The 26,925-nt window shown below is 66.8% G+C and carries 25 protein-coding genes; 9 read left to right on the forward strand and 16 right to left on the reverse strand.

What is annotated here, in order from left to right; genetic code table 11:
* Window positions 1-96: 96 nt before the first annotated feature.
* Window positions 97-1,272 (reverse strand): low temperature requirement protein A, encoded by a 1,176-nt coding sequence (locus ACEF39_RS11055; protein WP_500285049.1) that lies wholly within the window; start codon window positions 1,270-1,272, stop codon window positions 97-99.
* 14 nt (window positions 1,273-1,286) lie between these two features.
* The gene (locus tag ACEF39_RS11060) at window positions 1,287-1,553 is read right to left on the reverse strand and encodes a hypothetical protein (protein ID WP_191077996.1); all 267 of its coding nucleotides are present in this window, start codon (window positions 1,551-1,553) and stop codon (window positions 1,287-1,289) included.
* Window positions 1,554-1,761: 208 nt separating this feature from the next.
* Here ACEF39_RS11060 and ACEF39_RS11065 point away from each other — a divergent pair, with 208 nt between their 5' ends.
* The 4 genes from ACEF39_RS11065 (at window position 1,762) to blaL1 (ending at window position 6,613) form a co-directional block, all read left to right on the forward strand.
* Window positions 1,762-2,295, forward strand: a complete 534-nt coding sequence (locus ACEF39_RS11065; RefSeq protein WP_500285050.1) for an RNA polymerase sigma factor — start codon at window positions 1,762-1,764, stop codon at window positions 2,293-2,295.
* 104 nt (window positions 2,296-2,399) lie between these two features.
* A complete protein-coding gene (locus tag ACEF39_RS11070) occupies window positions 2,400-3,152 on the forward strand; it encodes a FecR family protein (protein ID WP_500285051.1) in 753 nt (250 codons plus the stop codon).
* A 70-nt stretch (window positions 3,153-3,222) separates the two neighbouring features.
* Entirely contained in the window at window positions 3,223-5,649 is a 2,427-nt protein-coding gene (locus ACEF39_RS11075) for a TonB-dependent receptor (protein WP_500285052.1), read from the forward strand.
* Between the two features lie 94 nt (window positions 5,650-5,743).
* Window positions 5,744-6,613 (forward strand): L1 family subclass B3 metallo-beta-lactamase, encoded by an 870-nt coding sequence (gene blaL1, locus ACEF39_RS11080; RefSeq protein WP_500285053.1) that lies wholly within the window; start codon window positions 5,744-5,746, stop codon window positions 6,611-6,613.
* Between the two features lie 43 nt (window positions 6,614-6,656).
* Here blaL1 and ACEF39_RS11085 read toward each other — a convergent pair whose 3' ends face one another.
* Window positions 6,657-7,190: a DUF411 domain-containing protein gene (locus ACEF39_RS11085; protein WP_500285054.1), complete on the reverse strand. Its 534-nt coding sequence runs from the start codon at window positions 7,188-7,190 to the stop codon at window positions 6,657-6,659.
* Window positions 7,191-7,310: 120 nt separating this feature from the next.
* Window positions 7,311-7,634, reverse strand: a complete 324-nt coding sequence (locus ACEF39_RS11090) for a hypothetical protein (protein WP_500285055.1) — start codon at window positions 7,632-7,634, stop codon at window positions 7,311-7,313.
* 330 nt (window positions 7,635-7,964) lie between these two features.
* Here ACEF39_RS11090 and ACEF39_RS11095 point away from each other — a divergent pair, with 330 nt between their 5' ends.
* On the forward strand, window positions 7,965-8,981 hold the full coding sequence (locus ACEF39_RS11095) for a DUF4034 domain-containing protein (RefSeq protein ID WP_500285056.1): 1,017 nt from the start codon (window positions 7,965-7,967) through the stop codon (window positions 8,979-8,981).
* Window positions 8,982-9,035: 54 nt separating this feature from the next.
* Here the strand turns inward: ACEF39_RS11095 and ACEF39_RS11100 are convergent, their stop codons facing one another.
* A complete protein-coding gene (locus ACEF39_RS11100; protein ID WP_500285057.1) occupies window positions 9,036-11,330 on the reverse strand; it encodes an FdhF/YdeP family oxidoreductase in 2,295 nt (764 codons plus the stop codon).
* Between the two features lie 212 nt (window positions 11,331-11,542).
* Between ACEF39_RS11100 and fdhD the strand changes: the two genes are divergently transcribed.
* The gene (fdhD, locus tag ACEF39_RS11105; protein ID WP_500285058.1) at window positions 11,543-12,400 is read left to right on the forward strand and encodes a formate dehydrogenase accessory sulfurtransferase FdhD; all 858 of its coding nucleotides are present in this window, start codon (window positions 11,543-11,545) and stop codon (window positions 12,398-12,400) included.
* 28 nt (window positions 12,401-12,428) lie between these two features.
* On the opposite strand, the gene ACEF39_RS11110 is transcribed toward fdhD, so the two are convergent.
* The 8 genes from ACEF39_RS11110 to ACEF39_RS11145 all read right to left on the reverse strand — a co-directional run bounded on the left by ACEF39_RS11110 (window position 12,429) and on the right by ACEF39_RS11145 (window position 19,047).
* A complete protein-coding gene (locus ACEF39_RS11110) occupies window positions 12,429-12,989 on the reverse strand; it encodes a TetR/AcrR family transcriptional regulator (protein ID WP_500285059.1) in 561 nt (186 codons plus the stop codon).
* Window positions 12,990-12,994: 5 nt separating this feature from the next.
* Window positions 12,995-14,527, reverse strand: coding sequence for an MFS transporter (locus ACEF39_RS11115; protein WP_500285060.1), 1,533 nt, complete (start codon window positions 14,525-14,527; stop codon window positions 12,995-12,997).
* 123 nt (window positions 14,528-14,650) lie between these two features.
* Complete coding sequence (locus tag ACEF39_RS11120) at window positions 14,651-15,373, reverse strand: hypothetical protein (protein WP_500288009.1); 723 nt, start codon at window positions 15,371-15,373, stop codon at window positions 14,651-14,653.
* A 32-nt stretch (window positions 15,374-15,405) separates the two neighbouring features.
* Window positions 15,406-16,035 carry a DUF3299 domain-containing protein gene (locus ACEF39_RS11125; protein ID WP_500285061.1) on the reverse strand — a complete coding sequence of 210 codons (630 nt, stop codon included), beginning with the start codon at window positions 16,033-16,035 and terminating at the stop codon, window positions 15,406-15,408.
* Window positions 16,025-16,579: a DUF3299 domain-containing protein gene (locus tag ACEF39_RS11130; RefSeq protein ID WP_500285062.1), complete on the reverse strand. Its 555-nt coding sequence runs from the start codon at window positions 16,577-16,579 to the stop codon at window positions 16,025-16,027. Before ACEF39_RS11130 ends, ACEF39_RS11125 begins: the two co-directional genes overlap by 11 nt.
* Entirely contained in the window at window positions 16,576-17,829 is a 1,254-nt protein-coding gene (locus ACEF39_RS11135) for an ABC transporter permease (RefSeq protein ID WP_500285063.1), read from the reverse strand. The genes ACEF39_RS11130 and ACEF39_RS11135 overlap by 4 nt, the downstream gene beginning before the upstream one ends.
* The gene (locus ACEF39_RS11140) at window positions 17,822-18,517 is read right to left on the reverse strand and encodes an ATP-binding cassette domain-containing protein (RefSeq protein ID WP_500285064.1); all 696 of its coding nucleotides are present in this window, start codon (window positions 18,515-18,517) and stop codon (window positions 17,822-17,824) included. The genes ACEF39_RS11135 and ACEF39_RS11140 overlap by 8 nt, the downstream gene beginning before the upstream one ends.
* Window positions 18,514-19,047 carry a ZrgA family zinc uptake protein gene (locus ACEF39_RS11145; protein ID WP_500285065.1) on the reverse strand — a complete coding sequence of 178 codons (534 nt, stop codon included), beginning with the start codon at window positions 19,045-19,047 and terminating at the stop codon, window positions 18,514-18,516. The genes ACEF39_RS11140 and ACEF39_RS11145 overlap by 4 nt, the downstream gene beginning before the upstream one ends.
* Window positions 19,048-19,079: 32 nt before the next feature.
* On the opposite strand from ACEF39_RS11145, the gene ACEF39_RS11150 reads away from it, so the two are divergent.
* Window positions 19,080-19,556, forward strand: coding sequence for a MerC domain-containing protein (locus tag ACEF39_RS11150; protein ID WP_500285066.1), 477 nt, complete (start codon window positions 19,080-19,082; stop codon window positions 19,554-19,556).
* A 7-nt stretch (window positions 19,557-19,563) separates the two neighbouring features.
* Here the strand turns inward: ACEF39_RS11150 and ACEF39_RS11155 are convergent, their stop codons facing one another.
* Entirely contained in the window at window positions 19,564-21,753 is a 2,190-nt protein-coding gene (locus ACEF39_RS11155; protein WP_500285067.1) for a TonB-dependent receptor, read from the reverse strand.
* 123 nt (window positions 21,754-21,876) lie between these two features.
* Between ACEF39_RS11155 and ACEF39_RS11160 the strand changes: the two genes are divergently transcribed.
* The gene (locus ACEF39_RS11160) at window positions 21,877-22,719 is read left to right on the forward strand and encodes a helix-turn-helix domain-containing protein (RefSeq protein WP_500285068.1); all 843 of its coding nucleotides are present in this window, start codon (window positions 21,877-21,879) and stop codon (window positions 22,717-22,719) included.
* Here ACEF39_RS11160 and ACEF39_RS11165 read toward each other — a convergent pair.
* A complete protein-coding gene (locus ACEF39_RS11165) occupies window positions 22,708-23,643 on the reverse strand; it encodes a LysR family transcriptional regulator (RefSeq protein ID WP_500285069.1) in 936 nt (311 codons plus the stop codon). The two genes, ACEF39_RS11160 and ACEF39_RS11165, sit on opposite strands and share 12 nt — an antisense overlap.
* Window positions 23,644-23,749: 106 nt before the next feature.
* Between ACEF39_RS11165 and ACEF39_RS11170 the strand changes: the two genes are divergently transcribed.
* Window positions 23,750-24,493: an SDR family oxidoreductase gene (locus ACEF39_RS11170; RefSeq protein ID WP_500285070.1), complete on the forward strand. Its 744-nt coding sequence runs from the start codon at window positions 23,750-23,752 to the stop codon at window positions 24,491-24,493.
* 74 nt (window positions 24,494-24,567) lie between these two features.
* Here ACEF39_RS11170 and ACEF39_RS11175 read toward each other — a convergent pair whose 3' ends face one another.
* Window positions 24,568-26,919 carry a GH92 family glycosyl hydrolase gene (locus tag ACEF39_RS11175; RefSeq protein ID WP_500285071.1) on the reverse strand — a complete coding sequence of 784 codons (2,352 nt, stop codon included), beginning with the start codon at window positions 26,917-26,919 and terminating at the stop codon, window positions 24,568-24,570.
* Window positions 26,920-26,925 lie beyond the last annotated feature (6 nt).

Consider the following 26,925-nt stretch of genomic DNA (forward strand, 5'->3'; position numbering starts at 1 on the left):
TGGGATCACGAGGCTATCGACGCCCTGCCCCCCTCCCCATAGGACAGGGCTGAGTTCGATCCGCTGCGACCTGTCAGGCACCGTCGTGGCAGGCGGTCAGTCCCGCGGCAGACGCCGGTGCTTCAGCCGTGTATCGGCCAGCCCCACCGCCAGCAGCACGATGCTGGTCAGCCACCCTGCGGCCAGCAGGTGCATCCATGGCAGCACGAAGCCGAGTACGACCAGCGCCGCCGCCCCTGCCAGGTGCGAGCGCGGAACGCGGCCGTAGACCGCCCGCTTGTACAGTGCGCTGCCCAACAGGTAGATCAACGGCCCCGCCGCAAGCATCGCGGCATACGGCAGGGTCACTGCCGCCTCCGGCTCGTCCATCACCAGATCATTGCCGACGGCGGTGGCGATGATGCCGGCGATCAACAGCGCGTGCACATAGTGGAAATAGGCGCCGATGCGACCCGGGTCGTCGGAGCGGGTGATGGTGTCGGTGGCGTCCCGGCTGGAGATGCCGAAGTACAGCCACCACATCGCGATCGTACCGGCGAAGGTCGCCAGCACCGCCGAAACCACCTCTCCACTCCAGTGCTCCACCTCGCTCAGCACGCCGCCGGTTGCCAGCAGCGTCTCACCCAGTGCGACGATCACGAACAGCTGGCAGCGCTCGGCCAGATGCCCGCCTTCGATGGTCCACTCGCGGGTACGCGAACGGCCGAGGCCGGGAAACGCAAAGCCGAACATCGGCGAGATGTATTCACAGGCGACGGCCAGCGCCCACAGCGCCAGCCGCGCATTGCCCTCGACTGCTGCACCAGCCAGCCAGAAGCAGGCCGAAACGCTGACCCAGGCCAGCATGCGCCTGAAATTTGCAGCCAGCGGGTGCGCGCGCCCTACTTCCAGCAGGACAAACAGCGTCCGGCCCACCTGCATCGTGGCGTAGGCGCCGGCGAATATCCACGCGCGTCCGGCAAAGGCTTCGGGGATGGACGAAGACATCAGCAACGCCAGCAGCATCGTGACGAACAACAGGCCTCGGATGCGCGGCGCCTCCGGGTCGAACCAGTTGCTGACCCAGCACGCGTACTGCCAGCCAAGCCAGACCGCAAACCACAGCACCAGCGTCTGCAGCACGCCCAGCAGGCCCAGGTGGTGCAGCAGGTGGTGGCTGAGCTGGGTGACGGCGAACACGTAGACCAGATCGAAGAACAGTTCTTCGTAGGTCACCCGCGCATGATGGCCGTCGCGACGACGCAGGGCAGGAAGACGGGGTGTTGCCGGCATCGCGGATCCTCGGTTCAGCGGCCCAGCCGCCAGAAAATGACACCGGCTACCAGCGCCGGCACGGCAAACACCAGCAACAGGATCGGCAGCTCCTCGCGCACCGCATAGCCCGCCCGGCTGACCCCCACCCACAGATTGGCCACCGACACCAGCAGCCAGGTGCCGATGAAGGCCAACAGCGCCGTTGGCAACTGCGAGCTGCCTGTGCTCCAGAGCCTGCCGAACAGGGCGAAGACGCCCAGCAACAGGAACCCGCCGACGATCACCAGAAGCACGTGCATGGTCACTCTCCCCGATGGCTGCCCTGCAGCCTATCTGCGGCCGAGTGTGCGCTGCAGAGGGTGATCGTGGATTCACTTTCCAGCGGCCACGAACAATCCCCCGTGGCACACTCGATAGCAAATGCGAACAGTTCCCATTACTATCGTGGCACCGCGCAGGGCTGGCCTTGCGTGGCCCCACCCCTCCCCGTCTGCGCCGCTTTCCCGGATGTCCACGCCACCGCACTCCCCATCACCTGCGCTGCCGCTGGTGTCCTCGCTGGTGCGCCACTACGAGGATCTGGTGGATTACCTGCGCCGTCGCTTCGCCTCACCCGGGCTGGCCCGCGAGGTGGTGCACGATGTCTGCATCCGCCTGCTGGAGCGCCCCACCCCGGCAGATGTGCGGCAACCGATGGCGCTGCTGCGGCGGATGGCGCATGACGCCGCGGTTGATCGTTGCCGTGCCGAAGACCTGCGCCGCCAGTGGGTGGAACCCCGTGCCGAACTGCCAGATGCCGCCTGCGAAGGCGCCGGCCCTGCCAGGCAGGCGGCCGCCGCGCAGGAACTGGAACGGCTGGTCGAGGTCATCCGTGCGATGCCCTGCCGCCGCCGCCAGGTGTTCATCCTGCACAAGATCCATGACCTGCCGCAGGCGGCGGTTGCGCGGCGCATGGGCATCGGCCTGAAGGCCGTCGAGCGGCATCTGCGGTTGGCGATGCTCGATTGCCGGCAGACGCTGGATGTGCGGGCGCTGACGTGACAGCACCACGCCGCCCGCGCACCCCACGCCCGGACAGAACCGGCGCGCCTTCGCCTGATCGTGTGCTGGATCAACATCGGGACACCCTCAAGGCATTGTTTCCGGTGCCCGACCCGGTGCAGCTGTATCGGCCTCATCGCAGCCGGCAGATCGGCGGCGCCGTGCTCGGCCTGCTGTTGGTGACTGGACTGGGCGGGCTTTACGCCTTCGATCCCGGCTGGCAACAGCACGATTGCCAGACAGCCATCGGCGAGCGTCGCAACGTGCTGCTGGCCGATGGCAGCCGCATCGAACTGGATGCAGACAGCCATCTGCAGGTGCGCGGCCATCTGCGTTCGCGCCGCATGGTGCTGGTCTACGGACGCGCCCGCTTCGAGGTGGCGCCGTCGCGCTGGCGTCGGTTCCAGGTCGATGCCGGACCGGTGCAGGTGCGCAACTACGGCACCGTGTTCGATGTGGATCGACGCGGTGACCGCAGTGAAGTCCGCCTGTGGCGCGGCAAGGTCGGCGTGCGCGTGACTGGCCGCGATGGCGAGCAGCGCCTGCATCCTGGCCAGCAGCTGCTGGCAGGGACAGGCCCGGTCCAGCAACCGCAGCCGATCGCCACCGGCAGCGGGGAATGGACCGAGGGCAGGCTGCAGTTCGCGCAGACCCCGCTGGGCGAAGTGATACGCAGCCTGCAGCGCTATCACCGCGGCGCGATCGTACTGGACGAACCCGGTCTGGCCACGCTGCAGGTTTCGGGCGTGTTCGATGGCGACCATGCCGCCACCGCGCTGGCGCTGCTGCCGGAGATCCTGCCGGTCGTCGTCCACCCCCGCGACGATGGCAGCGTCCACATCTCCGCGCACCACTGAATTCCGCATCGGGGGTGGGTTGTGGCCCTGCTCATCCGGCTGCTGCTTGAACCCCTCTGAAGGACCCCGCATGACCCGCATTGCCCTGCCCGCCGCCCTGCGCCGCCTGACGCCTGCCCTGCTGGCCGTCAGCCTGTGCGCCGCCCTTCCGGTGGCGGCGCAATCCACCCCCATGACGGTGGACGTCCATCTTCCGGCGGCGCCGCTGCAGCAGTCACTCAATGCGATGGCCAGGCAGAGCGGCATCCAGCTGCTGTTCGCTGCGGACAGCGTTGCCGGCCGCGAGGCGCCAGCGCTGGACGGCCGCTATGCCCCACGAGAGGCGCTGCAACGGCTGATTGCCGGCCAGGGCCTGGACGTCGAGGAGCGCTCGCCAGGCGTGTTCGTGATCCGCAGTGCGGTCGCAACCGCGGCGCCGGCAGCAAAAGCGGACAGCCTGCGCACCGCAGCAGCGCCGGCAGCCGCGACCTCACTCGGCAGAGTGACCGTGTCGGCGTCGACTGCGCGTATGCCGCAGGGCGAGACCGCCATGCCCAACACCATCACCGTGCTCACCCGTGAGGACATCCAGCAACAGCTGGCACTGGGCTCGGATGTGTCACGCGTACTGTCCTCGCAGATCCCGGCCTTCGCCCCGGCGCGCGAGAAGATGTCCAACTATGGCGAAAGCATGCGCGGGCGCGGCATCCTCTACATGGTCGACGGCGTGCCGCAGTCCACGCCGCTGCGCGATGGTTCGCGTGATTCACATACCATCGATCCGGCGATGATCGAACGCATCGAAGTGATCCACGGTGCCAACGCGCTGCAGGGTATCGGCGGCACCGGCGGCATCGTCAACATCATCACCCGCAGCGCGCCGAGCGAACCGGGCGCCTTCCTGCTGGACAGCAACCTGTCGCTCACTGCCGCCTCGCCGGGCCGCCGCGACGATGATGGCCAGCGTGCTTCGGCACTGGTGGGTATCCGCGGCGAACAGTTCGACCTCGTTGCCGGCTTGGCCCATGAGCGGCAGGGCCTGTACTACGACGGCGACGGCCGTGCGATCGGCACCAATGCGCAGGGCGAACTGATGGATTCGACCTCGACCAACATCTTCGCCAAGCTTGGCTGGAACATCGCCGAAGGCCAGCGCCTGCAGTTGATGGCCAATCGCTACGAACTGCGCGGCCTGGACAATTACCTGCCCGTGGATGGCAACTTCCGCAGCGGTCGCCCGGCCACGTCGGTGCCCGGCGATACGCCGCTCGATCCGCCGATGAACCGCTCACGCTCGCTGACCCTGGACTACAGCAATGCCGATCTGTTCGGCGGCCAGTTCCTGGCGCAGGCCTTCGCGGTTGATTTCGAAGGGCGTTACGGCGCTAGCCAGTGGGACCCGTGGGGCAACACGGGTGCCAACGCCGCCTGGGACCAGACCCAGAACGAATCGGACAAACGCGGCTTCAAGCTGACCCAGAGCTGGCGCCGCATCGGCGACACGTCGCTGGACGTGACCCTGGGCCTGGATGGCCTGCGTGACCGCACCCACCAGGTACTGCTGGCCAGCGGCCTGAACTGGGTGCCGCTGACCACCTACCAGAGCCTGTCGCCGCTGTTGCAGCTGCAGTGGTGGCCCACCGACCACGTCATGCTGTCCGCTGGCCTGCGTTACGAAAAGGGCGAACTGGAAGTAGGCGACTACACCACCCTGCCCCGCTACGGCGCACGCAAGGTGGCCGGTGGCAAACCGACGATGAGCGAGACGCTGCCCAATTTCGGCGCGGTCTGGTACATCAATGATCGCCTCAACGCCTACGCGTCGTATTCGGAAGGCTACACCGTGGCCGATGTTGGCCGCGTGCTGCGCGCGATCAACCGCGATGGCCAGCGCGTGGACAACCTGGTGGACCTGTCGCCGGTGGTGTCGGACAACCGCGAGATCGGACTGGAATATGACGATGGTCGCTTCAGCGGCGATATCGCGTACTACACCTCCGAATCCAAACTGGGTTCGGTACTGGTCTATGACGCCGGTATCGATGCCTACAACGTGCAGCGCCAGGCTACGCGGGTGGAAGGCTTCGAGACCAACCTGCGCCTGCGCCTGGGCGACAGCCGCCTCGGCCTGGGCTACGCCCGCGCCAATGGCCGCTACGACGCCAATCTGGATGGTCAACTGGAAAGCGACCTGGCGGGCGTCAACATCGCCCCGAACCGGCTGACCGCGTTCTGGGAGCAGAGCTGGACCTCGCAGCTCAGCACCCGTCTGCAGGCCAGCCATGCCTTCGATCGCGACTTCGACCTGCGCGGCGTGCCGGTGGCCAGTTTCAAGGGCTACACCACGTTCGATCTGGTCGCCCGCTATGCGCTGGACAAGAGCAGTTTCACCCTGGGCGTGCAGAACCTCGCCAACAAGCAGTACATCACCTACTACTCGCAGACCACGCCATCCAACCCGAGCTATTTTGCCGGCCGCGGGCGTGTACTGACGCTGGGATGGCAGTACCGCTACTGAGAGATGGCGCCCTTATGGGTGCCATGAAATCTATGCGTGACGCGACGAAGGAGGCCCATGCTAGTTTCTGGGCCTCCTTCATCGGTGTCCTCCCATGCGCCTGCAGACCCTCGCCATCACGCTCGCTGCCCTGCTTCCCGCTGCGGCTTCTGCCGCCGAACCGACGCTTCCGCAGCTGCGCGCCTACACCGTGGATGCCTCCTGGCTGCAGCCGATGGCGCCGCTGCAGATTGCCGACCACACCTGGCAGATCGGCACCGAAGACCTGACCGCGCTGCTGGTGCAGACGCCGCAGGGCGCGGTGCTGCTCGATGGCGGCATGCCGCAGATGGCCGATCACCTGCTGCGCAACATGAAAGCGCGCGGTGTTGCGCCGCATGATCTGCGCCTGATCCTGCTCAGCCATGCCCACGCCGACCACGCCGGCCCGGTTGCGGCGCTCAAGCGCGGCACCGGTGCGCAGATCGTGGCCAATGCAGAATCGGCGGTGCTGCTGGCACGCGGCGGCAGCAACGACCTGCACTTCGGGGACGGCATCACCTATCCGCCGGCAACCGCCGACAGGATCATCATGGACGGCGAGGTGGTCTCGCTCGGTGGCATCGACTTCACCGCGCACTTCGTGCCCGGCCACACCCCGGGCAGCACCGCCTGGACCTGGACCGATACCCGTGAAGGAAAACCCGTGCGCATCGTCTACGCCGACAGCCTGAGCGCACCGGGCTATCAACTGCAGGACAACCCGCGCTATCCGCACCTGATCGACGACTACCATCGCAGCTTCGCCACGGTACGCGCTTTGCCCTGCGACATCCTGCTGACCCCGCACCCCGGTGCGAGCGGCTGGAACTACGCCGCGGGTGCATCGGCAGCAGCCAAGGCGATGACCTGCAAAGGCTACGCCGATACGGCCGAACGCAATTTCGATGCGCAGCTGAAGAAGGAACGCGAAAAGCAGCGTTGAACAGGCGCGGCGGCAATCCGCCGCCGCGCCCGCTGAACCCCTGTCAGCCGCCCTGCCCGCGCTGTGCGAAGGGCTCGGTGCTGCCATCAGCCAGCACCAGCTCTACGGTATACGGCTGCACATAGCCATCCGGCATTTCCATGCCCGGAGATCCGGCCGGCATGCCCGGCAGCACCAGGCCACGCGCCGTCGGTCGTTCCTTCAGCAGGCGCTTGATGTCGCTGGCCGGAATATGGCCTTCCACCACGTAGCCACCGATCTCGGCGGTATGACAGGACGCCTTGCCAGCCGGTACGCCGAGGCGCTGCTTGACCGGATGCATGTCATCGGTGTCGCGGATCTCAACCGGGAAGCCGGCAGCCTTGAGGTGGTCGGCCCACACGCCACAGCAGCCACAACTGGCCGTCTTGTGGACGATGGCCAGCGGTAGTTCTGGATCGATCGTCGCCGCGACTGCCGACGAGGAGGCTGCGGTTGCCGTGGCGGGCGAGGACACGGCCTCTTCGGAGGCACGCGCGCAGGCGGTGCCAAGCAGAACGGTGGTAAGCAACAGGCTCAGGGAAAGCGTGCGGTTCATATGTCAGGTTGTCCTTCGCAATCGCAGGCGCGAGCGCCTGCCACCCACACGATGGATTCGCGTGGGTCAGGTAGATGAGGGGGTACTGCAGGACGGCAGGCACGCAATGCCTGCGCGTGATCAGGCGATCGGCGGACGGATCAGGTGCGGCAGCGCAGGCGCGGGATGACCGGGTCGCAGCGCTTCGCCGGGCACTGCAGGTCGCGGCCATGCAGGAACGCTTGCCGCCGACGGCAGCATGGCCACACTGGCCGGCACGCATTCGCAACCCTCGCTGCTGCACGCGCCTGCGTCCCGGTCATCGCAGCGAGCAGGCGCGGCAGAGATCGCAATGTCGGCGCTCTCGTGGGGTGCACCGCAATGACCATTGCTGGCCTGACCGTTGATGCCGCCCGAGGCAAGCGCCAGCGCCGGTGCATTCAGCACCAGGGTCAGGAGCAGCATCAGTCGCAGCAGTAGGCCGGATATATCCACGGGCTGATGATAGCCGACGCACGACGCGCCCGTCGCCGCTGCCGGGTGCCATCATGGATGACGTTCAGCGGAGACGCAGCGCGCGGCTGGTGTACCTGGTCAGCCTCGACTACAACGCCAAGCGCTGGACCCAGAGGGTGCCGGTGGTGAGCGACAACGAGGAATCGTACGGGCGCGCCCACCGGCCTGTCCGGCTGGCTGACTCACCCCGGGCTTGCGTGCTGTCCGCGTCTGTGGCGAGATGGCGGTTGCGCCCGAGCCTCCAGGCACGGGGCCCCTCCAGGACACGGAATTGTCTCGATGAATGGAATCATGCAATCGCTGCTGGCCCTCGTCCTGCTCTGCGGCGCCATGTCCGCGCGCGCCGATGAGCTGACTGACCGCCACGCTGTTATCCGGCAAGCCAACGATCTGTTCGAGAAGCAGGATTTCGCCGCGCTGGAACGGTTGGGCGAACGCTATCGCACGACAGACCAGCGCTTCGGCAGCGGCGTGTGGAAGCTGTCCACCTACTACGTCGGCATCTCCAGGGCGTTCGGCATCACCAACCGCGACCCCGCCTACTGGGCTGGCCGCGAGAAGATCGTGCGCACCTGGATCGAACGCCATCCGAAGTCACCGGCGGCGCACCTGGCCATGGCCAGGATGCTGTCCAGCCACGCTTGGAGCATTCGCGGCAGCGGTTATGCCAACACGGTCAAGGACGAGGACTGGGGGCCCTTCAAGAGCTACCAGCAACAAGCCATCGACTACCTGCAGGAGCACAAGGCCATCGTCTCGACCGATCCCTACTGGTACGAGCTGATGGAACACCTCGCCATCGAGCGCAGCTGGCCATTGGAGCAGTTCATCGCTTTGCACGACGAAGGAATCAAGCGCTTTCCAGACTATTACCCGCTGTACTTCGCGGCCGTCCGCTACTTCGCGCCGAAATGGGGTGGCGATGCGCAGGGCTTGGAGATCTACGCACGACGGGTCATGGCACTGGCACCGCCGCGAGATCAGTACATGCTGTATGCGCGCATCTACTGGGTAGCCTCGCAGGATGACTACGGCAAACGCCTGTTCGTCGACTCTGCCGTCGACTGGCCAAGCATGAAACGCGGCTTCGAGGACATCCTGGCACGCTATCCGGACGAATGGAACCTGCAGGCGTTCGCCTACTTCGCCTGCCAGGCCAATGATCGGGAAACGGCTCGTGGGCTGGTTGCACAGATCCAGGAGCCCATCCTGGCGGTGTGGCGGGATACGGCCGACTACTACCGCTGTTCATTCGCCCTGGACGAAGACACCAACCCGCACCTGGGCGCCCGCTAGCGTCAAATACGCTCGACGTCGCCAGACCCGCTGGCTGGCATACATGGTCCTGCCTTACGCAGGCAGGTCGACCTGCTCGACCTGCGCGCGCATCCGTACCGGAATGGATTTCGCCGCTGGCGTGCCGCTGATGCGGTCGTAGTAGTCCAGCGGCAGCAGCGGGTTCAGCTCCGGGTAGTAGCCCGCCAGCGCACCGCGCGGCATCGGATAATCGAGCACGGTCAGGCCTTCGATGCGCCGCGTCACGCCATCGTCGCTGATCGTTTCCAGGCTCACCAGGGCTTCCTTGCCGAGCCCGCGCGCCAGACGGTCTTCGATGTTCATGAACACCACCATGCGGTCGTTGTACACGCCCCGGTAGCGGTCGTTGTAGCTGTAGATGGTGGTGTTGTACTGGTCGTGCGAACGCACGGTGGCCAGCCGCAGCATCTCCGGGTCATCAACCACCGTGTTCACTTCCAGACCCGGCATGACCAGGATGTTCGCCTTGCCGTTCGGCGTCGGCCACACGCGCCGGCGCGGTGGAATATCCAGATGGAAACCGTGCAGTGCCTGGATGCGTTCGTTGAAGCCTGCGTAGATGTCAGGGTAGACGGCGGCGATCAGGTCGCGGATCGGGCCGTAATCGTGCATGTACGCGGCCCAGTCCACCTTGCTGTCCGGCAACGTTGCCATCGCCATCCGGCAGACGATCTCCACCTCCGGCAGCACGTGCTCGCTGGCCGGCTCCAGCACACCGCGCGACGCCGTCACGTTGGACATCGCATCTTCGATGGTGACGAACTGCTCGCCCTTCGGCGTGCGGATCCACTCCGAACGCGCCACCACTGGAAGAATCAGCGCGTCGCGGCCATGCACAAGATGACCTCGGTTGAGCTTGGTGGCGATGCCCACGGTCAGTTCCAGCTTGCGCATGGCTTCGTAGGCGCGTTCGGTATCGGGCACGGCATGGATGAAGTTGCCGCCCATGCCGATGAATACCTTGGCGCTGCCATCCAGCATCGCCGCGATCGACTCGACCACGTGGTGGCCGTGTTCGCGCGGCGGATCGAAACCGAACACCTGCTGCACGCGATCCAGGTAGCGCGCCGTGGGCTTTTCATCGATGCCGACCGTGCGGTCACCCTGCACGTTGGAATGCCCGCGGATCGGGCCGATGCCCGCGCCCGGCTTGCCGAAGTTGCCGCGCAGCAACAGCAGGTTGGCCACCTGCTGCAGCAGCCGCGAACCCTGCTGGTGCTGGGTCAGGCCCATTCCATAGCAGATGACCGTCGCGCGCGAACGGATATAGATCTGCGCGCAGCGCCGGATCTGTTCCTGCGCGATGCCCGACACCCGCACGATCTCATCCCAGTCCTGCGCCAGAACATCCTCGCGCAGCGCCTCCAGGCCAACGGTGTGCTCGGCCAGGAAGGCATGATCCAGTACCTGCTCGCCCTGGGCCTCGCGCTCGAACATCACCTTCATCATGCCCTTGATCAGCGCCAGGTCGCCGCCGATACGGACATGCACGAACTCGCTGGTGATCTCGGTGGAACCGAACGTGGCCATCTGCACCACGTCCTGCGGTTCGGTGAAGCGGATCAGCGCACGCTCCGGCATCGGGTTGACCGCCACGATCGGCACGCCGCGTTTGCGCGCTTCCACCAGGTTGCTCATCATCCGCGGCGAGTTGGTGCCGGTGTTCTGGCCCATGACGAAGATCGCCTCGGCGTGTTCGAAGTCGTCCAGCACGATGGTGCCCTTGCCCACGCCGATCACCGGCGGCAGGCCACGGCTGGTCGGCTCGTGGCACATGTTCGAGCAGTCCGGAAAGTTGTTGGTGCCGAACTCGCGCACGAAGATCGAATACAGGAACGCCGCCTCGTTGGGCGTGCGGCCGGAGGTGTAGAACTCGGCTTGGTCGGGGTTGTCCAAAGCCTGTAGATGGCGGCCAATCAGCGCGAACGCCTCGTCCCATTCGCAGGGCACGTAGTGATCGGTGGCGGCGTCGTAGCGCATCGGTTCGGTCAGCCGGCCCTGCATCTCCAGCCAGTAATCGGTCTGCGCCATCAGCTCGGTGACGGTGTGCTGGGCGAACAGCTCGCGGGTCACCCGGTGCTGGGTCGCTTCCCAGGCCAGGGCCTTGGCGCCGTTCTCGCAGAATTCCAGCTTCTTGCGATGATCGGCATCGGGGAACGCGCAGCTGGGGCACTTGAAGCCACCCGGCTGGTTCATCGCCAGCAGTGCCTTCGATCCTTTGCCGATCACGCTCTGCTGCAGCAGCACCTTGGCGGTCGCACCGGCGGCCCCCCAGCCGCCTGCCGGTTGGTTGTAGGGCTTGTAACGCGGCGGCTTCTGTTCGGACATGGTCGGGAACCTGCGTTGGTGGAGTGCCTGCCTGCAGTGCCGGGCCCGCGCCCGGCTGCCGTGGCCAGTCAAGCACGCCGGCAACCGCGGCGCCATAGCCCGGCCGTGGCACAGCAGGCTGTCATGGCAAGGGTTACCGCCACGTCTTCACTGGATGGCTGCGCTATTCTGCGGGCGTAGCCTGCCCTTCTGCTTTGCCCAGGATGTGCCGCATGCCCGGATCGACGCCGCCCTCCCCTCCGCCCGCCGGCACGGCCCTGCGCACGATGCAACGCTGGCGCAGCACAGGGCAGGAGCAACAGGTGGACGTGATCGCCGAAGAAGTACCGGTGGCGATGCGTTACAACGGCGCGGCCTTCGCGGTGATGATGGCCACGCCGTGCGACCTGGAGGATTTCGCCCTGGGCTTCTCACTCAGCGAAGGGTTGATCGAGCGTCCTGATCAGTTGCTGTCCGCCGAGGTGCAGCCACAACTGGAAGGCATCGAGCTGAAGATGACCGTGTCCGCCGACGCCCCCGGCGCCGCACTGGATCCGGACAACGGGCGCCTGCTGCCTGGCCGCGGCGGTTGCGGGTTGTGCGGCGCACGTCAGCTGGAAGACGTATTGCGCCCACTGCCGCCGGTAAAAGACCGCCGCACGTATCAGACGGCTGCCCTGCAGCGGGCATTGGCTGGGCTGGCCCTACGCCAGCCGATGAATGCTGCCAGTGGTTCGACCCATGCGGCGGCCTGGGCCGATGCCAGTGGCCGCATCGGCTGGGTGCGCGAAGACGTCGGCCGCCACAACGCGCTGGACAAGCTGATCGGTGCGCTGCACCACAACGAACACAGCATCGATGGCGGCCTGCTGGTGGTGTCCAGCCGCGCCAGCTATGAAATGGTCAGCAAGGCGGCACGCGCCGGCGCCAGCGTGCTGGCCGCCGTCTCGGCCCCCACCGCACTGGCCATCGATCTGGCCCGCGGTGCCGGCCTATGCCTGGTGGGTTTCGCCCGCGAAGGGGGCTTCAACGTGTATACCCATCCGGAGCGACTGCAGGGGGATGGCCTGCACGGGCATCCGCCTGCCTGACGGGCGCCCTCAGCGGATGGACTGGCTGCTACGCCTTCCGGGACTGCTCGGGAGAGAGCAGCCCGCCGATCCGCTCGGTCAACTGTGCGCGCACCTTCTCGTCCAGCTGGCCTCCGTACATGGCCTCGTAGATCCACAGGCCGTCGGCGGCCAGCCGCGCCACGAAATTGTCCAGCACCGCAGGGTCGTCGCTGCCGGCGGCCGGTGGCGAAGGTGCCCAGCGCTGCACCACCGGTGCCCACGGCCGCTCGCTGGGGAACTCAGGGCCCACCGAGTCCAGCATGAACATCAGCTCGGCGCGGGTGGCACTCTGCGCCGAAACGCGCACGAAGGTCTGGTAACGCTCCAGCGCAGTGGCCTCGCCAGCCGACTTGCCCAGCAGCGCCTCCATCGATGCTTCCCAGCTCTGCACCAGGTGCTCGTCGATGCCACGCAGCAACGCTTCGCGCGACGGGAAGTGGTACAGCAGGCCGCCACGGGTCAACTGCGCCTCGGCCGCCACCGATTCAAAGGTGACCGCACGCACGCCGTCGCGGTTGATCACGCTGACGGCGGCGTCGAGGATGCGCTCGCGCTTGCTGGTTCTCATTGCCGCTATTTTACGCGATCGGCGGCGCCGTCGCGGCTACCGGCGCGTCCACGCAGCAGGCGCGCGATGATCGCCGCGCCGCCCGCCAGCACCGCACTGATCACCAGCAGCACGATCTGGTAACCGCGATCGTAGGCCGCGGTTGCAAGGGCAAACCACTGCCCCTGCCCCGTGTCACGCGCCACGTGCAACGCCTGGGTGAACCCCTCGCGCGCAGCGGCGGGAATGTCCACCGACTCCGGCAGGAACGCGCCGTACATCGCAGCGCTGAGGCTGCCCAGCAGCGCGACCGCCAGCAGGCCACCGAACTCGTAGGACACTTCTTCGACCGATGAGGCCATGCCCGCACGATGCGGCGGCACGTTGTTGAGGATGGCGGTGGACGCCACCGAGATCGCAGCACCCATGCCGAAGCCGGTGATCGCCATGCCGGCCACCACCCAGCCCAGGCCATGCGGAAAGCCCAGCGCCACCAGCGCCACACCCACCGCGCCAGCCGCCAGACCACCGCAGATCAGTGGGCGAAGGCCGACGCGATGCAGCACGCTGCCACCCAGCAACGCGCTGGGCAGGCTGCCCAGCGCCGCCACCGACACCAGCAGGCCCGCCTGCAACGGGCTGAGGCCGGCCACCAGCTGGAAACGCTGGGTGGTGAGCAGCTGCAGCCCGGCCATCGCAAACAGGGTGAACACCGCCGACAGCGTGCCGGCAAGGAAGGCCGGATTGCGGAAGATGGTGAAATCCAGCAGCGGATACGGCAACTGCTGCTGACGGCGGCTGAAGGCGAAGCCGGCGCTGAGCGCCAGCAGCAGCGAAACAGCGCCCACACCGTACGAGGGCGGCGTAGCGATCAGCGACTTGATCGCCAATACCAGGCCCGACAGCGCTGCCAGTGCAAGCAGCGAGGACAACAGGTCCCATGGGCGGGTGCTGTCGCGCTGCCCTTCCGGCGCCAGTACCAGGGTCGCGATGAAGGCGACCACCACCACCGGCACGTTGATCAGGAACACCGAGCCCCACCAGAAGTGCTGCAGCAGCCAGCCGCCGATGATCGGCCCTAGGGCTGCACCGATGATGGCCACCGAACCCCAGATCGCGATGGCGATGTTGCGCTCGCGCTCTTCATGGAAGCTGAGCCCGATCAATGCCAGCGTGGCCGGCATCATCGCCGCCGCACCCACGGCGAGGAACGCACGCGCTGCGATCAGCTGCCCTGCGGTCGCAGAGAACGCCGCTGCCAACGAGGCGATGCCGAACACCACCAGGCCAACCAGGAACATCCGGCGGTGGCCGATGCGGTCGCCCAGGGTGCCAGCGCCCAGCAGCAGGCCGGCCATCACCAGCGGATAGGCGTTGATGATCCACAGCGCCTGCCCGGCACTGGCCGAGAGCTCCTCGGTCAGGGTTGGCAGCGCCGTGTACAGCACCGAGTTGTCCAACGTGACCAGCAGCAGGCCGGCGGCGACGGTGAACAGCAGCGACCAGCGTCGGGCGCGCGACAGGGACGGAGCACCGTCCAAGGGCGGGGAGAGAGCCATGGAAACCTGGATGGGAAGGGGTACGTCCATAACTATACAGGATGTCCTGTACAGTTACGAATGTCCCAGCGGACGCCATTCAGCTTCCGGGAGGCGCCATGCCCGCTGCCGCAAGGCCCTGGCTTACCTGCATTCCCCGGGCAATGCCGCGACCGCCTGCACTATCGGGTCCTGCATGGCGTGTCCCACCTCGGCATCCAGCTCGCCACGCAGATGGCCGTGCTGCCGCTGCATCTCGTCTTCGCACAACGCACGCACCCGCGCACGAGCGTTGCTGCGCAGTGTGCTGCAGCGCCAATCCACCCCTCCCAGCGGCAGCACCGAATAGACCACGCTGTTGCAGGCGTTGCCGGCGCGCTCTGGCAGCGGGCGCCCGCCAAAGTCACGCGGCACACTGCTGCGCTGCGGGTCGAAGTAGCTGTCCGGGAAGGTGCGTGCGTACTGATCGATATCCACCTCGACACTGCCGCCATCGCCTGCCGGCAGGCGCAGTGGCTGGCCGCAGCCGGTGGCGTCGGCGCGGTGCTGGATGTACTGGTAGATCGGTCGGTCCAGGCTCGCATCCTGCGTGGTCACGGTGCTCACCGCCGCCAGCACCGGCAGCGACGCACGGTTGGCCATGCGTGCCAGCACTCCCGCCTGCGCCGGTTCGCAGCGGTCGCGCAGCGTCGCCACCAGCAGGAACAGCAGGTCATCACGAAAGGCTTTGTCGGCAGCCAGGTAATGTTCGATGCGTGCCTGCGCTTCCGCCGCCGGTGCGGGAAATGCCACTACCGGTGGCAAAGGCGCGTGCGTTGCGTTCCACAGCAGCGCCACGCCGGTCCCTGCCAGCAGCAGCACCACCATCAGCAGCGCGACGGTGCGTGCGCGGAGCTTCGTCATCGGGTGATCGTAGAAAGCGTCGCCGCGGCTGCGTCATAGGACGCGCTGGCGATGTCCGCCTCGAAGTGCTTCACCTGCAGGCGCCCTGACAGCCGGTAGGGGTCCCACAACGCGCCCATCGTGATGGGGGTGGCCAGGGTCACATGGATGATCTGGTTCGGCGGTGGCGGCGGTACGTGGATGCATGCGCCATAGAACGGCACGAACAGCAGTTCGTCCACCTGCCCGGCGTCGTTCATCGCCAGCGGCACCACATAGCCATCCAGGTCCAGCGCCCCTCCATCCACGCCATCGACCACCGCCGTCGAGCCGAACTGCTGCGCGCGCACAGGGCTGGAATGATCGATGGCCTGCCCGGGCAGCGAGCCCGAACCGGAGTCGTCGATCAATCCGCCTACCCCATCCATGCCGTTGCCACGCGACAGCCCGATCTGCGGCGGTGGACGCTGGAAGCTGTCCTCCCCGGGCATCAGCGCGTCCCAGCGGTCGATCACTGCAGACCGCGCCGCTGGCGAAGCGGCAGCGCTGCTGGCCTGTGGCTGCGGAGCCTCCACGGCGGGCCGGCCACAGCTGGTCAGCAGTACACCGGGAAGCAGAACGGCAAGCACCTTCGCGCTACGGTTCATAAGGCCTCAATTCGGCGTCGGCCATGCTGTAGGCCGAGCCTGCAAGATCATCGTCCACCCGCTCGGCGCGCAGCACGCCGGCCAGGAAGAACGGCGAGTACATATCGGGCATGGCGATCGGCCGCGGCAGCACCACGTGCACGATCTGGTTCGGTGGCGGCGGTGGCACGTGGATGCACGCGCCGTAGTACGGCACGAACAGGAACTCGAGCAGACGACCATCTGCCGCGTTGGCCAAGGGCACGACGTAGCCCGGCAGCCGCACTGCGCGATCCAGCACCGCGTCCACGGTACGGAACGTGCCGAACTGGGCCATGCGCCGGTTGCCGCTGTGCTGCACCTCCGGCCCCTCACCGCGCTCCAGTGCTGCCAGTTCATCGCCCGGCAGCATCTGCAACCAGTCCAGCTCCTGCTCGCTTTCAGTGCCAGCATTGCTCTGCGCCGGCGACGGAGGCAGTGCCTGCACACCGGTATCGGTCGGCCGCGTGCAGGCGATCAGCAGCATGGTCGCAGCCAGCAGCAACCCGCGGACGCCCGTGCTCATGACGCAGGCGCCAGGCCATCGGCCAGGGTGCGCCGGTAGGCCAGCAGCGCAGGCAGCAGGCCTGCGACCGCGCTGATCAACAGCACGCCACCCACCCAGGCCAGTTCGCGCGCGTCCGGCCAGACGTGGGTGATCGACAGACCGAAATTGGCCAGCGCCCAGCTGCACCCCACCACGCTGGCGCAGGTCAGCACGGCCAGCGCCAGCGCGCAGGCCATCGCTGCGGTGGCCACGGCTTCAACCACCAGCAGGCAGGCGACATAGGCCGGACGCGCACCGGTAGCGCGCAGCACCGCCATCTCACGGCGGCGCTCCTGCAGCGTCGATACCAGCAGCGCCATCAGCGAAACCATGCCCAGCAGCACCACCATCGCACTGATCAACTGCAGCGCGCGCTCGGCGGTACCCAGCGACTGCCACAGCTGCTGCAGGGTCACGCCGGGCAGGATGGCCTGCAGCGCTTCGTCTGGATACTCGTTGATGCTGCGCTGCACGCTGAACGTTGCGATGCGCGAGTTCAGGCCGAGCATGAAGGCGGTGATGCTGGTCGGGGTCAGGTCGAGCTGGCGCGCCTGCTCGGCACTGACATGCTGGCTGCGAAGCTGCACGCCGGAACGCCAGTCGACATGGATCGCCTCGATCGCCGGCAGTGAAACCAGCACGGAAGAATCCACCGGCGTGCCGGTCCGCTGCAGGATGCCGACCACACGGAACGGTTTGTCGGCATGCGTGGCCAGCGTTACCGCACCGGTGCCATGGGCCAGCACGATGTCAGCGCCCACACCGATGTGCGCCGCCTGTGCGACTTCCGCGCCGACCACGGCGTCGTACAGATCGTCGAACGGCTGGCCCTGCGCGAATGCCAACGGATGACCTGCGCCATGCCGGTAATGTTCAAAGTAACCGGCAGTGGTACCGATCACCCGATAGCCCCGCCAGGAATCGCCCAATGACAGCGGCACTGCCCATTTCACCTGCGGCAGCGTGGACAGCTCCTGGTAGGACTGCCAGGACACGTTGTTGGTCGGGTCGCCGATATGGAACACCGAATACAGCAGCAGGTTCACCGGCCCCGAGCGCGCGCCGACGATCAGGTCCGTACCCGAGACGGTGCTGGCAAAGCCCTCGTGGGCCTGCGTGCGGATGCGTTCCACCCCCAGCAGCAGGACAACGCTCAGAGTGATGACCAGCACGGTCAGGCTCACGCTCAGGGCGCGGCTGCGCAGGCTGGCCCAGGCCAACTCAAACATGTGCACCCCCTGCCCGGTTCAGATCACCCAGCGACAGCACCTGGTCGAACAATGGCTGCAGGCGGTCATCGTGGCTGACCACCAGCGCGGTGGTGCCGGCGGCGCGGCACTGCGCGGACATCAGCTGCAGGAAGGCCGTGGCCGCGTCGGGGTCCAGCGCCGAAGTCGGTTCGTCGGCCAGCAGTACCGCTGGGCGGCCGATCAAGGCACGGGCAGCGGCAACGCGCTGCTGCTGGCCGACACTGAGTGTGCCCGCCGCGCGCGGCATCAGTGCCGGGTCCAGCTGCAGCGCGCGCAGCAGGCGCGCGATTTCCGCGTCCAGCCCACCTTCGATGCGCGCGTTGCGCAGTGGCGAAAAGCGCACGCCCAAGGCGATGTTGTTGCGCACGCTCAGGAATGGCAGCAGGTTGAACTGCTGGAAGATCACGCCCAGCTGATCGGCGCGGAAACGATCACGCGCGGCGGCACCGAGCGTGTTCACCGCTTGGCCGGCGACACGGATGCTGCCGCGGCCCGGCAGCAGGATGCCCGCCAGCAGGCCCAGCAACGTGCTCTTGCCCGAGCCGCTGGCACCGCGCAGCAGCACGCTGCTGCCGGCGCGAACCTGCAACTGTGCGATGTCCAGCACCGCGCGCCCTGCATAGCTGAACTGCACGCCCTGCAGGTCGATGATGGCCGCTTCGTTCATGGCGCCAGCGGCACCCGCAGGCTGTCGGCGGTCACCACGCTGCGGCCTTGCCCGGTCGACGTTGCGGTATTGACGATCACCTCATGCAGCCCCGGAAACAGCGTCGGCAGCGGCAATGCCAGCCCACGCAATGCCGCCGGGTTGGCGCAGTGGTAGCGCAGTGCTGCGGTGAATCCGGCGTGCGTGTGCTGGCCAGGCTGCGTTGCCACTGCCACTGGCGCAAAGCCCTCCGCAGTCGCCTCGGCATGGTCCAGCCGGCACTGCGCAGCGCTCGGCAACGTGACCCAGCTGCCGCTCTGCAGGATCGACCGCGCCCGCGCCAATGCGGCCTGTTCGCGGCTGTCGGCGGGGGGTCGTTCGAAATCGAGGATGCCGATGCCCGGCGCACGCAGTGCCAGCTCCAGCGTTCCCTGGTCCACGGCCAGATCGACATCGGCCTGGCCATGGACGTGTGCATCGTGATGGCGCACGTCGTGGGCGTTCGCAGAATGAGCAGCAAGCAGCAGTAGAAGGGCGGCAAAACGTTTCATGGGGCGGCTCCGAATTGTTACTATGTAACATTATGGACCACATCCCGACCTCGCCCGCAAGGGCCCGCGCCCAGCCGCCAGCTTCGGCACGCTGGCATCCCCGCTTCGATCTGGCGGGCGCCTGGCTGTCGCTGGCCTGTGCCGCGCATTGCGTTGCCCTGCCCTTGCTGCTGGCCTTCACGCCCGCGGCGATGATGGCGCTGCGCTCGTTCCAGCACCCTGGCCACGCGGCGATGACCGCACTGCTGGTGATGTCGCGCTGGGAGTGGCTGTTCGCGCTGCTGGCCTCGACGATCGCCCTGCTCAGCACCGCCGCCGGCCAGCGCCGCCATCAGCGGGCACTGCCGCTGTGCGTGGCCCTTGCAGGGGCGATCCTGCTGCTGTCCGCCTCGCTGTACCTGCCATTGAAGGAATCGCTGCTCTGGCATGGCGCTGCCACCGCCTGCGGTGGGGTGGTGCTGGCCGTGGCACATCTGCGCAACCGGCGGGCCCTGCGGTCCGCCGGCTGATGACCCTTCAGAACCGGTAGCCGACCTCGGCGCCGACAATGCGCGGGCTGTCCACTGGCCCGTAGTAGTTGCCGTCCCGGCCGAAGGCCAGGTTGTCGAAGATCAGACCGTTGATGCGGCGCTTGTCGGTCAGGTTCTGCACGAACACGCGCGTGCTCCACGGGCCCCGCTCGTAACCCAGCTGCACGCCCAGCACGGCCACGGCCGGCTGGAACGCGCGGTTGCGCTCATCCAGCGCGCTGGAACCGGTGAACTGCGATTCCACCCGGGCGTAGATGCCGGAGTCGAACTGATACCGCGCTGCCAGGTAGCCGGTGTAGTGCGGCGTCAGCTTGACCCGCTTGCCGTGCAGGTTCTCCTGCGGGCTGACCCACAGCTTGGTGTACGTGGCATCGACATAGCCGACATTGGCCATCACCGTGAACCCCGGCGCGACTTCAAATACGCCTTCCAGTTCCGCACCGCGCGACCGTATCGAGGCATCCGAGCCCACGTAGTCGGAGGAGATCGGCCGGCCGTTGGCATCGGTGGCCACCTGGATTTCCTGCCAGTTGTCCGAGCTGATATGGAACAGGGCGCCGCCGAGATGGCCACGGCCGCCCGCCAGGTTCATCTTGAAGCCCACTTCATGGCTCCACATGCGTTCGGATTCGTAGCGCAGCACCTTGTCGTTGATCACATCGCTCTGCGCGGCGGCCAGGTTGAAGCCACCGGGAATATAGCCCTTGGCCGAGGCCGCATAGAACGACAGATCATCGCTGGCGTCATAGCGCAGCGAGACGCGCGGCAACGTGGCTGAGAACGTATGCGCCAGGGCTGCGTCGCGGTAGCGCACCAGGCCCCCCGCACCCAGGTCGAGGAATCCGGCACGCTGCTCGGTGGAGCGGCGGGCCTGCTCGTGGCGGATGCCGAGGCTGGCGGTCAGCTTCGGCAATGCCGGCAGCGTGTAGCTGGCGGTGGCGAAAACACTGTAGTCCTCACCCTTGGAGGTCTGCCGCGGCGCCAGGTTGTAACTGTCCAGCCCGCGCAGTGCCGGGCCGACGAAGGTGCCCTGGATCGAATCCTTGTCGATGCGGTAGGTCGATACACCGGCCATCCAGGTCAGCGCCTGATCGCTGGGCGAGCTGAAGCGCGCCTCGGCATTCCATGCATCCTTCTTGTCGTAGATGTAGCCGGCCAGCGCGGAGCTGGCGGTCATGTCGAAGTCATAGCCAGCCGAGGTGGTTTCCTCGCTGCGGTACGAGGCGGCGACATCCAGGGTGCCGGACTGCAGTTGCCACTGCGCGCTGAGGCCTGCAACGGTCTCATCCTTTTCGGTGCGCTTGGGCGCATCGTTGATGTAGGTGAAATCACCTGCATGGCGGCCACCATTGAGGCGGTCGCCATAGGTGCGGTTGTACAGGCCGGTATCCAGCGGCAGGTACTCGTACTCGAACATGCCCGGCGCGCGCGTGCGCAGGTGATAGGCCAAGGCGTTGACGGTAACGTAATCGCTGGGGCGCCAGCGCAGCTTGCCCTGCAGGTAGCCTTCTTTCACTTCGCCGCGCGCACCGTACGGGGTCAGGTTCTTCAGGTGGGCATCCTCATCGGACCCCATGAACGCCACCGAGCCCGACAGCGTGCCGTCCTTGCTCAGCGGGCCCGCCAGGAAGCCATCCACGGCCGTACCGTTGCCGTTGCCGAACCAGGTGCTGCGCACGTTCACCTCGCCCTCGCGGGTATCGGCCGGGCCGCGCGTACGCACCAGCACCATCCCGGATTCGCTGTTGGCGCCGTACAGGGTGCCCTGCGGCCCCCGCAGCACCTCGACCGACTCAACCTGGTTGAGTACCGCGTTGCTCAGCTCGCGGAACGGAATGCCATCGATGTAGACCGACGCGCGGTTGACCAGGAAAGGATTGGATTCGATGCCGCGGATGGAAATGAACATGTTGCTCAGCTGGCCCATCACGTTGAACTTCACGTTGGGGGCCAGCTTGTCCAGGTCACGGAACTCGGTGACACCGGCTTCTTTCAGCGCCTGCCGGTCAAGCACGGTCACCGACAGGTCACTTTTCAGGTAGGGCGTATCGCGCTTGGAGCCGGTGACCACCACGCCATCGAGGGTGGTGGCATCGGCGGACTGCGCGTGGACGGGAAGAACGGGAACGAGCAACGACGCTGCGACGAGGGCAACGGAGGAAACGGGGGCTTTCAAGGGAAACCTCATGAGGAACGGAAACGCGCCTGGCGGGCCGGCTGGCGCAAACTGTTATCCTGTAACATTCGACGCTCGCCGCCACTCCATTGCAGTCAGCGCCGCTCCATTCCTGGACCCGCCATGCCCGCCCTCGCCGACCAGTTGCACCGGGAAGCCGCCCAGCCCATGCCCGGAACCGTGACCAGCGAGGATGGCTCGGTCGTTCTGCTGCGCCATGGCTTCCAGGCCAGCGAAGGCCCCATGGGGCACCCGCACCAGCTGCGCCTGGGCCTGCTGCTGGCCGGCGGCGGCAACCTGTACCAGCGCACCACTACCGGGGTCCTGCAGGCGCCGTGGCATCCGAGCCAGTTCAACGTGGTACTGCCCGGCGATCATGGGCACTACGCCAGCCCTGCGGTGGAGCTGCTGGGAATGGCCATCGATACCGCGCAGTGGCGCGATGCGCCTGGCGGCTTCCCGGACGTCCCCTCCCTTTCCCTGCGACTGCATCGCGACCCGGTCATCGCCTCCGTACTGCACGCGCTATGGTCCAGCGCACAGGTTGACGCCTGCGTGCCCGGCTTCCTGCAGTACGGTGCAGAAGTAGTGGTGCGGCGATTGGTCCAGCTTGCCGGCCATCCGCCCGCCCGGCCACGCATGGCCGCACCGCTGTCATCGCGGCAGCTGCGCCAGCTGCAGGGCTTCATCGATGAACACCGTTCCCAGCCGCTGGATGTCGCAGCACTGGCCGGCGTACTCGGCATGGAACCGACCACCTTCAGCCGCGCGCTGCGCGCCGCCACCGGCATGCCGCCGTATGCCTACCTGACCCAGCACCGCATGCAGTGGGCGCAGTGCGCATTGTCCGCAGGGCAGCGTGTCACCGAGGTTGCGCTTGCCTGCGGCTACGCCAATCCCAGCAAGTTCGCCGCAGCCTTCCGGCGTGTTGTCGGCGTCTGCCCGTCAGCCTGGTCACGCCAGTAGATCCGCGCCATGCGTGGATGAGCCGCCGTGCGCGCGCTCCGGCTCGAACACACCCGCCACCCAATCGATGAACACCCGCAGCCGTGGCGATGGCGTGCGGTTGCGCGGATAGACCAGGCTGACCGGGCTCGGCGTGGGCGGCATCTCGGGCAACAGCTCCAGCAACTGCCCGCGTGCGATGTACGGGGCCATCCGGTAACGCGGTGCCTGGATGATGCCCAGCCCGGCCAGCGCGGCACCGAGGAAGGCGTCGGCACCGGACACCCGCACGCGTGCCGGCAGTGGCATATGGCGCACCTGGCCGCCCTGCTGGAACTCCAGCGGAATCAGCTGGCCGGTGGCACTGGAACGGTAGCCGACCATCTGGTGCCCTGCCGTCAGCGACGCGATGCTTTCCGGCTGCCCGTGCGCCTGCACGTAGGCAGGCGACGCCACCGTGACCTCGCGCAGCAACGCCAGGCGCCGCGCGGCCAGATCGCTGTCGGCCAGGGTGCCCACGCGGATGGCCGCATCCACGCCCTCGCGCAGCAGGTCGACATAGCGATCGCCCTCGCTGACCTCCAGTTCGATGTCCGGGTAACGCTGCAGGAAGTCCGGCAGGTGCGGGAACAGCAGGTGACGCCCCAGCGTACCGTGCACTTCGATGCGCAGCGGCCCGCGCGGTGGCACGTCACGGAACGCGGCTTCGGCATCGTCCATGTCCGCGATCAGGCGCAGGCAGCGACCATAGAAGGCCTCCCCTTCCAGCGTCGGCACCACCACGCGCGTGGTCCGGTGCAGCAGGCGCACACCCAGGCGCTGCTCCAATGCCTTGATCGCGTCGGTCACCGTCGCCCGCGGCAGCCCCAGGTCTTCGGCGGCACGGCTGAAGCTGCGGCGCTCGACAATCCGGACGAAGGCACGCAGGGCGGTGAATCGATCCATTGTTCGGCTAGCCGGATGATGTTTCCGGATTATCCATGATTATCCGCGAGGGCGGAGAGACCAAGATGGCCCTGCGCCATGCCGGCGTGACTTTCTGGAATGAGCCATGACCTCCCCCGCCTACCGCTCTGTCGCCCTGGTCACCGGCGGCTCCCGTGGCATCGGCGCTGCCATCTCACGCCGCCTGGCCGCCGACGGCCACGCCGTGGTGATCAACTATGCCGGCCGCCGCGACGGGGCCGAAACACTGGCTGCGGAACTGACCACCCATGGCGGCCACGCCGTGGCCCTGCAGGCCGATGTGGCCGATCCGCAGGCCGTGCATGCGCTGTTCAATGCGATCGAGGCGCGCTTCGGTGGCATCGACGTGGTGGTCAACAGTGCCGGCGTGCTGCAGTTGGCCGCACTGGCCGACAGCGATGATGCATTGTTCGACCGCGTGATCGGCATCAACCTCAAGGGCGCGTTCAATGTGCTGCGCGAGGCCGCGCGGCGCGTGCGCGATGATGGCCGCATCATCACCCTGAGCACCAGCGTGGTTGGCATCAAGCTGGAAAACTACAGTGTGTATGCCGCCAGCAAGGCCGCCGTAGAAACGATGGGGGCGATCCTCAGCAAGGAGCTACGCGGGCGCGCCATCACCGTGAACGCGGTGGCACCGGGGCCGACCGCCACCGATCTGTTCCTGGACGGGAAGTCGCCCGAGCTGATTGACCGGCTGGCGAAGATGAATCCATTGGAGCGGCTGGGTACGCCGGAAGACATCGCCGGTGCGGTGGCGTTCCTGGCCGGTGCCGATGGTGGCTGGATCAATGGCCAGGTGCTGCGGGCCAATGGTGGGATGGTGTAGATCGCATGCCAACCAAGGTTGGCATCTACCAGATCACGCCACATCGGTAGTCGCCCACCTTGGTGGGCGCTGCATCACGGGCTCATCGAATACGGCGCCTGCGCGCCTTGCCCCGGCCAGTCCTTGTTCGGCTCGGCCTGCATGGTGAAGTGCAGTTCGCCACCGGCCAGGATCTCATCGTGGCGCAGGAAGGTGCGCTGCAATGGCTTGCCGTTGAGGGTCACGCTGCCCACATACGTGTGCTTGTCGTCCAGGCCTTCGGCCACGATGGTGAAGGTCTTGCCGTTGGGCAGGCGCATTGCGGTCTTCGGCAGGAACGGCCGGCCGAGGATGTACTCGCCCGAGCCCGGCGCCACCGGGTAAAAGCCCAGCGCGGTGAACACGTACCACGCCGACATCTGGCCGACGTCATCGTTGCCGGCCAGGCCATCGGGGCGGTCGGCGTACTGGGTGTCCATGATCTGCTTCAGGCGTGCCTGCGTGCGCCACGGCTGGCCGGCATGCGAATACAGGTAGGCCACGTGGTGGCTGGGTTCGTTGCCATGCGCATACCAGCCGATCAGGCCGGTGATGTCTTCCATGTGTTCGAAGATGGCCGGATCGACCTTGGCGTTGAACACTTCATCCAGGCGCGCCAGCAACTTGTCGCTGCCACCATGTGCGACTGCAAGGCCTGCCACATCCTGCGGCACGTACCACGAGTACTGCCAGGCATTGCCTTCGGTGTAGTCGGTGCCGTAGCCACTGGCGCTGGGATCGAACGGCGTGCGGAAGCTGCCATCGCGCTTGCGCGCACGCATGAAGCCAGTGTCCTTGTCGAAGGCATTGCGCCAGTTGCCGGCACGCTTGTCGAAGGTTGCCGCCACATCGGCCTTGCCCATCGCCTGCGCCATGCGCGCGATGGTCCAGTCATCGAAGGCGTATTCCAGCGTCTTGCTGGCCGCTTCACCTTCTTCGTCGATCGGTACGTAGCCCAGCTCACGATACTGCGCGATGCCATCGTAAGGGCCGTAGTTGGCGGTCTCCACCATCGCCTTCAGCGCCTTGTCCGCGTCGAAACCACGGATGCCCTTCACGTAGGCATCGGCGATCACCGGCACCGCGTGGTAGCCGATCATGCACCAGTCTTCCAGGCCGTGGAACGACCACACCGGCAACATGCCGTAAGGACTGTGCTCGTGATGGGCCAGCATGGAATTGACGAAATCGCTGTTGCGCTTCTCCGGCTGCACCAGGGTCAACAAGGGGTGCAGGGCGCGGTAGGTATCCCACAGCGAGAACGTCGAATAATTCGTATAGCCCTTGGCCTGGTGCACGGCGTTATCGGCGCCGCGGTACTGGCCGTCGGCATCCATGAACAGCGTCGGCCCCAGCAGCGTGTGGTACAGCGCGGTGTAGGCGCTGCGACGTGCATGCTCCGGCGCATCGATATCCAGCACCGACAACGCCTGCGTCCACTCCTGCTTTGCCTGCGCACGCACGCGGTCGAAATCGAAGTCGGCCACCTCAGCCTCCAGGTTGGCGATGGCGCCCGCCTCGCTGACCGGCGAGATCGCCACCTTCACCACCAGCGGCGCCTCCAGCTTGCCGAAGTCGAAGGTGCCCACCAGCTGCCGCCCCTCGATCTGCGCGCGCTGCTTCGGGTCCTTCTCGCCCGGGGGCGCAAAGCCCTTGTAGACGATGTCCTGCTCGGTGTTGTGCAGTTCGTGGCTGGCCAGCGGCCGCGAGAAACGCATGGCGAAATACAGCTGGCGGCCGGCGGCCCAACCGCGGGTCTCGCGGAAACCGGTGATGGTGCCATCGCCACGCACGCGCACCCGTGACCACAGGATCTTGCCCGGGTAGTCATACATGCTGGTACGCATGTCCAGCAGCACCTTGGCCTCGGTGCCCTTGTGGAACGCGTAGCGATGCACGCCCACGCGTGCGCTGGTGGTCAGTTCGGCGCGCACCTTGTAGTCGTCCAGGGTGACCGCGTAGTAGCCCGGCTCGGCCTTCTCGTCGTCATGGCGGAAGCGCGAGGCGTAACCACTCCTGGGCTTTTCGGGGTCGCCGCGCTCCAGGCCCGGGTTGCCGGTGAACGGCATCAGCAGGATGTCGCCCAGGTCTGAATGGCCGGTGCCGGAGAAGTGCGTGTGCGAGAAGCCGACGATGCTGCTGTCGTCATAGCGATAGCCCGCCGCCCAGCCATAGGCCTTCTCGCGGGGCTGGATGCGTGTATCCGGACTGAGCTGGACCATGCCGAACGGCACCGTTGCACCGGGGTAGGTATGCCCCTCACCGCCGGTACCAATGAACGGATCGACCGAGGCATAGGCCTTGTCGGCGGCGGTCTTGGCCGGGGCGGCCACAGCCAGGCCGGAGGCGAACATCGCCGTAGCGGCGACAGCGATCAGGAGGCGACGGTCCAGCGTGGGCATCGGCATTTGGAT

Source organism: Stenotrophomonas indicatrix, from assembly GCA_041545745.1.
GTDB lineage: Bacteria > Pseudomonadota > Gammaproteobacteria > Xanthomonadales > Xanthomonadaceae > Stenotrophomonas > Stenotrophomonas indicatrix_A.